Here is a 9,527-nt window from a genome sequence, read left to right as displayed (position 1 = left end):
GCGGCGCTGCTGCCGGCGGCCCTGCTGACGGCCGCGCTGGTGGTGCAGGCCGCGGCCACCGTGGCGTACGGGCACCGGGGCAAGCTCGGCGGGCTGGACGACTACCCGTCCTGGGGCCCGGCGCACACCGCCCGGGCCCGGGCCCTGGCCGCCGCCGACGGCTGGCCCGCGTACCGGACGGACGCCGGCCGGCCGGCGCTGACCGGCAACGACCCGATGCTGCTGGGCGGCGAGGGCGGGGCCTACTACAGCAGCCACACCCCGGACGTGTTCACCCGGACCATGGCCGCGCTCGGCGCCGGCTGGACCTCCCGCGGCCGCAACGTGCAGAGCATCGACAACCCGGTCACCGACGCGCTGTTCGCGGTGGGGGCCCGGCTGAAGCCGGACGGCACCGTGGCCCGCTCGGCGCTGCCGCCCCTGCCGCTGGTCACCACCCGCCCGCCGGGCGCGAGCCCCGGCTACGGAAACTCGCCGTTCGCCAACCAGGAGCTGCTGCTGGGCGCGGAGGTCTACGACCCGCCGGCGGCCCCCGGCGTGTGCGCGGCCGGGACCGAGGCCTTCCTGTGGGCACCGGCCTACGACGCCACGGCCCGCCTGGCGGACGGCCCGGCCGTCCGGCTGAACGGCCGCTCCCCCCGCAACCGGGCCGCCCTCCAGCCGCTGGGCACCTCGCACGGCGAGCGCTCGGCGCTGGTCCTCGACCGGCCCGCGCCGCCCGCCTGGGAGCTGGGCTGCCTGGACCGGGCCCGGCTGGCGGCCGCGGTGGAGCGGCTGCGGGCCACGGCGGCCACCTCCGTGGAGGTCCACGACTCGGGCGTCTCGGCGACCCTGCCCGCCGGGAGCACCGGTACGGCCGTCCTCGCCACCCCGGCCGTACGGGGCTGGCGCTGCAACGGCCGTCCGGCCGGCTCCCACCTGGGCCTGGTCGCCGTCCCGCTGGACGGCCGGACCACGACGGTCACCTGTACGTTCCGCCCGCCGGGGCTGTACCCGGGCGCGGTGGCCGCGGGCCTGGCGGCGGCTGTGCTCGCGCTCCGGCCGCTGCTGCGGCGCCGGTCCGCCGACCGGGCTCAGCCGCGGACCTGACCCAGCCAGTGCAGGGTGCGGCGGACCTCGTCCGGGAAGGGGTGCGCCGGACCGTGCAGGCGCTCGGCGTCGAACAGCAGCCGCGCCAGGGTGTCGTGGGCGGCCGGGCGGTCGCCCAGCGACAGCAGCAGGTGGGCGATGCGGCGGCGGACCTGGAGGGGCAGCTCCGGGTCGGGGTTGGCGTAGTGGTTCTCGAACAGCGGCAGCAGCGAGCGGTACTCGGCCAGGGCGGCGGCGGGCTCGCCGAGCTGCTCCAGGCACATCGCCGCGTCGTAGCGGAAGCGCAGGGCCTGCGGGTCACCCGCCGGGAACTCGTCGGCCAGCCGGCGCAGCTCGGGCAGGGCGCGGCGGTACTGGCCGTCGTCCATGAGCGTGGCGGCGTACTGCTTGCGCAGACTGCGCACGACCGGGGAGCGCTCGCCGTGCTGGGCGGCGGCGGTCGGCAGGATGCCGCCGAGCAGGTCGACGGCCTGGGTGAGGCGGCCCTGGTCGAGCAGCTCCTTGACCTGGTCGACGGTGGCGGCGAGGTCCGGTCGGGCGGGCACCGGCGGGGCCGCCGGGCCGGGGGCCGGCGCGGCGGTGGCCCGGTCGGGCCAGGGCGCCTGCGGGCGCAGGAACGGCCGGGTCGGGTCGAGCGGGCCGGCCGGGACGGCGGAGCCCGCGGTGGGCAGCAGCGGGACCAGCGCCTCGTAGACCTCCTGGGCCGAGGACGGGCGCTCCTGCGGGTCCTTGGCCAGCAGGTGCAGCAGGAGGTCCTCCAGCTTCTGCGGGATCTCCGGGCGCAGCTGGCGGACCGGCAGCGGGGGCTCGTACAGGTGCCGGTGGAGCACGCCGAGGGCGGTGGAGCCAGCGAAGGGGACGTTGCCGCTGAGCAGTTCGTACAGCAGCACGCCGAGGGCGTAGAGGTCGGTGTACGGGCCGACGGCGCCGCCCATGGCCTGCTCGGGGGCCATGTACGCCGGGCTGCCGATGGGCGAGCCGGTGCTGGTCAGGCGGGTGGTGTCGGTGTCCATGACGGAGGCCACGCCGAGGTCGAGCACGGTCACCGTGCCGTCGGGGCGGACCATCACGTTGCGCGGCTTGAGGTCGCGGTGGACGATCGGCACCGCGTGCACGGCGGAGAGCACCGAGCACAGCTGGGCGACGACGGAGACCGCCCACGGCCAGGGGTACGGGTCGTGCTCGGCGAGGTGGTCGGCGAGGTCGGCGCCCTCGACGTACTGCATGACGAGGAACAGGTCGTCGCCGTCGCTGCCCGCGTCGTGGACGGTGACCAGCCCGGGGTGGTCGACCTGGGCGGTGACCCGGCACTCGCGCACGAACCGGCGGCGCAGCTCCTCGGCGACGGTGCCGGGGCCGGCGACCTTGTCCGGGCGCAGCAGCTTCACGGCCACCCGCCGGTCCAGGCGCTGGTCGTACGCCGTCCAGACCTGGCCCATGCCGCCCTGGCCGAGGACGGTGGCGAGCTGGTAGCGGTCGCCGACGATCCGCTCGGTCACTGGTCGCGCTCCTGGCGGCGCAGCAGCTCGCTCAACTCGTCGAGTTCGGCGCGCACCTGGCCGATGCGGGGCTGCTGCGGGACGGGCGGCGGGGTGGGCTGCTGCACCGGCGGCACGGGCGGGACGGGCGTGGCCGGCTGCTGGGGCACGGGCGGGACGGGCGTGGCCGGCTGCTGCGGCACGGGCGGGAGCGGCGTGGCGGGCGTGTGCGCGTGCGGGTAGCCGTAGGCGGGCTGCTGTTGCTGCGGGGGCACCGGCGGGTAGTACGGGCCGGCCGGCTGCCGGCCGTACCAGCCGGCCGGGTGGGAGTTGTAGTGCCGGATGTCCTCGTAGAGGAAGTAGGCGACGACGGCGATCGCGGTGATGAGCGAGGTGGTCATCGCGATGTCGGTGCCGCGCGAGGTCTCGCCGTCGGGGGTGTCGTCGTTGCCGAGCAGGGCGATGCAGGTGATGTTGATGGCGACGGTGACGGCGAACAGCAGCCAGTTGCGCCTGCTGCGCGTGACGATGGCCAGCTTGAGCAGGCTCGCCCACGCGAAGAACCCGCAGGTGAGCAGGGTCAGCGCGGTGAACACCACGCGCAGCGTCACCTGCACCCCGTTGTTCGACGGGGCGGGGTGCTGCGGGAGGCCGGGGCCGTGCATCGCTGCTCCTGGTGACCGGGGCTGAAAACGTACGTGTCAGAGCGTATACAGGGACGCCGTCACCCGGTCGGCGGATGCACCAACCGTCATGCGGGTGTGACCACCGCCGTCAGGACGGGCCGACCGTGCCGTCGGACAACCCGTCGTACAGGCCCTGGACGAGCTGTTCGCCGAGCCGGGCGGCCGCCCGCAGCGCGTCCTCGAACGCGGCCAGCGCGCGGAAGCGTTCGCCGTAGCGGCGCTGGTCGGCCAGGGGCAGCCGGGGCAGCTGCAGGCGGCGTACGTCGAGCCGGGTGGCGGTGGAGGCGTGGCTGCTGGCCCGGCGGGCGGTGGCGGTGCCGCGCAGGAACCCGGCGAGGAACCAGGGGTCGAGGGCGGCCGGGTCGGGGCGCAGCAGGACCAGGTTGCGGCCGAGGGCGGCGCCGGCGGTGGCGTCGGTGACGACCCGGGCGGTGGCCGTGCCGCCGACGGCGGGGACGACCACGTCGCCCGCGGCCAGCGGCACCGGGGCTCCGCTGCCGGTGCCGGTGTGCAGCACCAGGGCGCCGGTCCGGGCGAGTTCGCCGAGGGTGGTGACCGGCGGCCGGGCCCGGTCCCCGGGGGCGGCCGGCGGCGGGGTCAGCTCGGCCGCCAGGTGCAGGGTCCGGTCCAGCCGCTCCCGTACGTCGGCCAGCTCGGCCAGGCCGCCGGGCGCGGCGGGCGGCGGCAGGTGGCGCCCGGGGGTGAGGTCCACGTCGTCGTCGAGCAGCTCGATGACGGACACCGCCCGGCTGCCGGCGGGCAGTTCGACCGCGCCGCCGGGGCGGTCGTAGGCGGCCCAGGCCCCGGTCACCAGGGTGTGCACGGCCGGCCAGGAGGCCTTCTCGCGTTCTGCGCCCCCGGTGGGGGCCGGTTCGGCGGCGTCGACGAGCAGCAGGTCCGCGGGGGCCGGGGCGCCGGGAACGGGCCGGCGCAGCACCCACAGGTGCAGCGGGACGCCGTACGGCGGCGCGGCCCCCGCGGGGAGCGCGACGACGGCGCGCAGCGCACCGCGGCGCAGCAGGTCGGCGCGGATGCGGCGGCCGGAGCGGCGGGCGGCGGCGGCCGGGGGCATGAGCAGCACGGCGGTGCCGCCCTCGCGCAGGTGGGCCAGGCAGTGCTGGACCCAGGCCAGTTCGGACTCGGCGCGGGCGGGCAGGCCGTACTCCCAGCGCGGGTCGTAGGCGAGGTCCTCGTGACCCCAGGCGCGCTCGTTGAACGGCGGGTGGCACAGCACCACGTCGACGGCGGCCTGCGGGAAGGCGTCGGCCCGCAGGCTGTCGCCGCCCGCGGCGCGGACCTCCCCGGCCCCGTGCAGGGCCAGGCGCAGCGCGGTGAGCGCGGCGAGTTCGGGTGCGGCGTCCTGCCCGTGGCGGACCAGGCCGCCGGGCGCGGCCCGCACGGCCCGCAGCAGCGCGCCGGTACCGCAGGCGGGATCGAGCGCGCTGCGCGCGGGCCCGGCCAGCGCCGCCATCAGCTCGGCGGGGCCCTGCGGGGTGAGCGTGTACTGCCGGGGATTGGCGTCGAGGTACCGCCCGACCAGGAACTCGAACGCCTGCCGGGCCCCCGTCTCGGCCGCCAGCCGGGCGGCGGCCCGCAACAGGGGGACGGTGGCGGCGCCGGCGGGCCCGGCGCTCGCGCCGGCGGCGGGTGCCGGGTCGGGGCCGGGCCGGGCGGGCAGGTGGGTCAGCGGGTGGTCGGGGCCCAGGCGTGCGGCCAGGAGCGGGGCCGCCACGTCGGGGAGCAGGGCCGCCATGCGCGCGTCCGACACGGCCGTCAGCTCCAGCCACTGCGTGGGCCGTTCACGGACGACGAGCAGGGCCCGGCCGACCTCGACGAGGGCGGCCACGGCTCCGCCCGGATGACCGAGGACCTGCTGCCAGACCCGCTCGCGCAGCGGCACCTCGGCCAGCTTCCCCTGCGCCCGCAGCCAGTCCTCGACGTCGGCCAGCGCGAAGGAGGGGCTGGCCGGGGTCCCGCCGACGGGGCGGGGGAAGTCGGCGTGGCGCCGCCGCCAGTTGCTGACGGCGGCCCGCCCCACCCCCGCCATGCGCGCGATCCCGGCGGCGGTCACCTCGGCGGCAGTGTGTTCCGGCATGGGGCGAGCGTACCGCGCCACACCGTGTTGACTCGGTTCACAGGCGAACAGGTGCTGAACGCTGCTCGCCACCGCCGACTCGGGCCCGGTCGGGCCCGAGGGCCGGCCCGCCTAGCTCAGCACCGTCGTCAGGAACTCGCCGGTCCACGCCAGCAGTTCACGCCCGACCAGCGGCTTGCCGCCGATCTTGCCCGTCTTCGGGCGGGGCACCAGCACCTGCGACGTCGCCGGCTTGAGGATCGTGCCCGGGTACAGGCGCTTGAGGCGCAGCTCCTGGGACTCGCGCAGCTCCACCGGGCCGAAGCGGATGTTGGTGCCCTGCAGGGTGATGTCGGCGACCCCGCAGGCCCGGGCCAGCATCCGCAGGCCCGCCACCAGCAGGAGGTTCTCCACCGGCTCGGGCAACTTGCCGTAGCGGTCGGAGAGTTCCTCGCGGACGGCCTTGATGTCCTCCTCCGAGGCGGCCGAGGCGATCGCCCGGTACGCCTGCAGGCGCAGCCGCTCCCCGGGGGCGTAGTCGTGCGGGACGTGCGCGTCCACCGGCAGCTCGATCTTGACCTCCAGCGGCGGCTCCTCCTGCGCGCCGCCCTCCAGGGAGGCCCGGTAGTCCGCCACCGCCTCGCCGACCATGCGCACGTACAGGTCGAAGCCGACGCCCGCGATGTGACCGGACTGCTCGCCGCCGAGCAGGTTGCCCGCGCCGCGGATCTCCAGGTCCTTCATGGCCACGTACATGCCCGCGCCCATCTCGGTGTGCTGGGCGATGGTGGCCAGGCGCTCGTGGGCCGTCTCCGTCAGCGGCTTCTCCGGCGGGTACAGGAAGTACGCGTAGCCGCGCTCGCGGCCGCGCCCGACGCGGCCGCGCAGCTGGTGCAGCTGGGAGAGGCCGAAGTTGTCGCCGCGTTCGACGATGAGGGTGTTGGCGTTGGAGATGTCGATGCCCGACTCCACGATCGTCGTCGAGACCAGCACGTCGAACTTCTTCTCCCAGAAGTCCACGACGACCTGCTCCAGGACCTGCTCCGACATCTGGCCGTGGGCGGTGGCGATCCGCGCCTCGGGCACGATCTCGCGCAGCCGCGCCGCGGCCCGGTCGATCGACTCGACCCGGTTGTGGATGTAGAAGACCTGGCCCTCGCGCAGGAGTTCGCGGCGCACGGCCGCGCCGATCTGCTTCTCCTCGTACGGGCCGACGAAGGTCAGCACCGGGTGCCGCTCCTCCGGCGGCGTGGTGATGGTGGACATCTCGCGGATGCCCGTCACCGCCATCTCCAAGGTGCGCGGGATCGGGGTGGCGGACATGGTCAGGACGTCGACGTTGGCGCGCAGCTTCTTCAGCTGCTCCTTGTGCTCGACGCCGAAGCGCTGCTCCTCGTCGACGATGACCAGCCCCAGGTCCTTGAACCTGGTCTCGGACGAGAACAGCCGGTGCGTGCCGATCACCACGTCCACCGAGCCTTCCTTCAGGCCCTCCAAGGTGGCCTTGGCCTCGGTGTCCGTCTGGAACCGCGACAGCGCCCGCACGTTCACCGGGAACTGGCTGTAGCGCTCGGAGAACGTGCCGAAGTGCTGCTGGACGAGCAGGGTCGTGGGCACGAGCACGGCCACCTGCTTGCCGTCCTGGACCGCCTTGAACGCCGCCCGCACCGCGATCTCGGTCTTGCCGTAGCCGACGTCGCCGCAGATCAGCCGGTCCATCGGGACCGACTTCTCCATGTCCTCCTTGACCTCGGCGATGGTGGTGAGCTGGTCGGGCGTCTCCGCGTACGGGAACGCGTCCTCCAGCTCGCGCTGCCAGGGGGTGTCGGGGCCGAACGCGTGACCGGGCGCCGCCATCCGGGCCGAGTAGAGCTTGATGAGGTCGGCCGCGATCTCCTTGACGGCCTTCTTGGCCTTCTGCTTGGTCTTGGTCCAGTCGGCGCCGCCGAGCCGGTGCAAGGTGGGCGCCTCGCCGCCGACGTACTTGGTGACCTGCTCCAGCTGGTCGGTGGGGATGTAGAGGCGGTCGCCGGGCTGGCCGCGCTTGGCCGGGGCGTACTCCACGAGCAGGTACTCGCGGGTGGCGCCCTGGACGGTGCGCTGCACCATCTCGATGTAGCGGCCCACGCCGTGCTGCTCGTGGACGATGTAGTCGCCGGCCTGCAGGGTCAGCGGGTCGATCGTCTTGCGGCGGCGGGCCGGCATCCGGCCCAGGTCCTTGGTGGCGGTGCGCTGACCGGTCAGGTCGGTCTCGGTGAGCACCGCGATCCGCAGCGCCGGGTCGACGAAGCCGCTGTCGAGGGCGCCGCAGGCGACGTGCACCAAGGAGGGCTCCAGCGCGCCGAGGTCGGCCTGGAGCCGGGCGGCGATCCCCTCGCCGCCGAGCACCTCGACCGTACGGGCGGCCGGGCCGTGGCCCTCGGTGACGTACACGGTGCGCCAGCCGTCGGCGATCCAGCCCTTGGTGTCGGCGAGCGCGCGGGCGGTGTCGCCGCGGTAGCTCTCGGGGGCGTGCATGCCGAGCTTCAGCGTGTCCGCGGACAGCTCCTCGTCGGCGGCGAACGGGGACACCGACCACCACATCATGCCCAGGTCGCGGGCCCGGTCGCGGACGTCGGCGATGCCCCAGAGGCTGGCCGCGCCGACGTCGATGGGCGCCTGCCCGCCGCCGGCGGTGGCGGCCCAGGACGCCTGGAGGAACTCCTGGCTGGTGGCGACCAGGTCGGCGGCCCGGGTCCGGACCCGCTCGGGGTCGCAGACCACGGTCATGGCGCCGTCCGGCAGCACGTCGAGCAGCAGCTCCATGTCGTCGACGAGCACGGGGGCCAGGGACTCCATGCCCTCGACGGCGATCCCCTCGGCGATCTTGTGCAGCAGTTCGCCGAGCTCCGGGTGCCGCTCGGCGAGGTCGGCGGCCCGCGCCCGGACCTCGGCGGTCAGCAGCAGTTCCCGGCAGGGCGGGGCCCACAGGCCGTGCTCGGCGATCTCCAGCGAGCGCTGGTCGGCCACCTTGAAGTAGCGGATCTCCTCGACCTCGTCGCCCCAGAACTCGATGCGCAGCGGGTGCTCCTCGGTGGGCGGGAACACGTCGAGGATGCCGCCGCGCACGGCGAACTCGCCGCGCTTCTCCACCAGCTCGACCCGGGCGTACGCGGCCGCCGCCAGCGCCTCGGTGACCTCCCCGAGGTCTGCGCTCTGCCCCTGCCGCAGGGCCACCGGCACCAGGTCCCCCAGACCCTTGACCTGCGGCTGCAGCACGGACCGGATGGGCGCGACCACCACGGCGACGGGGCCCGCGGCCGGGTCGTCGTCGCTGGGGTGCGCCAGCCGCCGCAGCACCGCCAGCCGCCGGCCGACGGTGTCGCTGCGCGGCGAGAGCCGCTCGTGCGGGAGGGTCTCCCAGGCCGGGTAGTCCACCACCGCGCTCTCCTGCCCCGGCGGCATCAGCGAGCGCAGCGCCGCGGCCAGGTCCTCGGCCTCCCGGCCGGTCGCGGTCACCGCGAGCACGGTGCGCCCGGTACGGCGGGCCAGCGCGGCGATCGCGAAGGGCCGGGCGGCCCCCGGACCGACCAGATCGACATGCATCCGGTGACCGTCGCCGGCCGCCTTGACCGCCTCGTCCAGGGCGGGGTCCGCGGTGACGGCGTCGAGCAGTCCGTGCAGGCTCATGAGGGCTTTCCATCCGCAGGTCTCGGGGGCAACGCGAAGGGCCCGACACGTGAACGGGCCGGGGGTACCCAGCCTACGTCTCCCCTCGGGGCCCCGCCCGGAGATCCCGCCCCGCCGCGGCTCCGGGCCGGGGGCGCAGGGTGGGGGTGTCCGGGACGTAAAGCGTGATTTGTGGCGTGCACCGCGCCCCACGAACGAAACGAGGCGACCCGCCATAAATCATGCAGTCCCGGACACCCCCACCCGGAGCTCCCGGCCCCCGCACAACGCCTCCGCGAGGCAGCACCGGGCCCGGCAGGCGCGCACCGGGCCCGGCAGGCGCGCACCGGGCCCGGCGGGCGTACGCGGGGCCGGGCAGGCATGCGCCGGGCCCGGCGGTTGACGGGGCCCGGCTTGGCGGGGACGCGCAGGGGCCCGGGGGGACGGCGACTCCGGGTGGGGGTGTCCGGGACTGCATGATTTATGGCGTGGTGCCTCCTACTGCGCTGGAGGCCAGGTCTCGCCACACATCACGCTTTACGTCCCGGACAC

4 protein-coding genes and 1 pseudogene are annotated in these 9,527 nt (G+C 75.6%); 1 reads left to right on the top strand and 4 read right to left on the bottom strand.

The genetic code is table 11. The annotated features are described in order from the left end of the window. Positions 1 to 1,089, top strand: a pseudogene (locus LG632_RS13395) (YfhO family protein); the annotation flags it as partial. Here LG632_RS13395 and LG632_RS13390 read toward each other — a convergent pair. The 4 genes from LG632_RS13390 to mfd all read right to left on the bottom strand — a co-directional run bounded on the left by LG632_RS13390 (position 1,074) and on the right by mfd (position 8,996). Further along, entirely contained in the window at positions 1,074 to 2,588 is a 1,515-nt protein-coding gene (locus LG632_RS13390) for a serine/threonine-protein kinase (RefSeq protein ID WP_226727247.1), read from the bottom strand. The pseudogene LG632_RS13395 and the gene LG632_RS13390 sit on opposite strands and share 16 nt — an antisense overlap. Continuing rightward, positions 2,585 to 3,232 carry a hypothetical protein gene (locus tag LG632_RS13385; RefSeq protein WP_226727246.1) on the bottom strand — a complete coding sequence of 216 codons (648 nt, stop codon included), beginning with the start codon at positions 3,230 to 3,232 and terminating at the stop codon, positions 2,585 to 2,587. Before LG632_RS13385 ends, LG632_RS13390 begins: the two co-directional genes overlap by 4 nt. 109 nt (positions 3,233 to 3,341) lie before the next feature. Next, complete coding sequence (locus LG632_RS13380; RefSeq protein WP_226727245.1) at positions 3,342 to 5,348, bottom strand: N-6 DNA methylase; 2,007 nt, start codon at positions 5,346 to 5,348, stop codon at positions 3,342 to 3,344. A gap of 111 nt (positions 5,349 to 5,459) precedes the next feature. Further along, the gene (mfd, locus tag LG632_RS13375; RefSeq protein WP_226727244.1) at positions 5,460 to 8,996 is read right to left on the bottom strand and encodes a transcription-repair coupling factor; all 3,537 of its coding nucleotides are present in this window, start codon (positions 8,994 to 8,996) and stop codon (positions 5,460 to 5,462) included. Positions 8,997 to 9,527 lie beyond the last annotated feature (531 nt).

Origin of the sequence: Streptomyces antimicrobicus, assembly GCF_020532625.1 — a bacterium.
Lineage (GTDB): Bacteria > Actinomycetota > Actinomycetes > Streptomycetales > Streptomycetaceae > Streptomyces > Streptomyces antimicrobicus.
The sequence above is the reverse complement of the archived record's forward strand: the minus strand, read 5'-3'. Positions and strand labels throughout refer to the sequence as shown.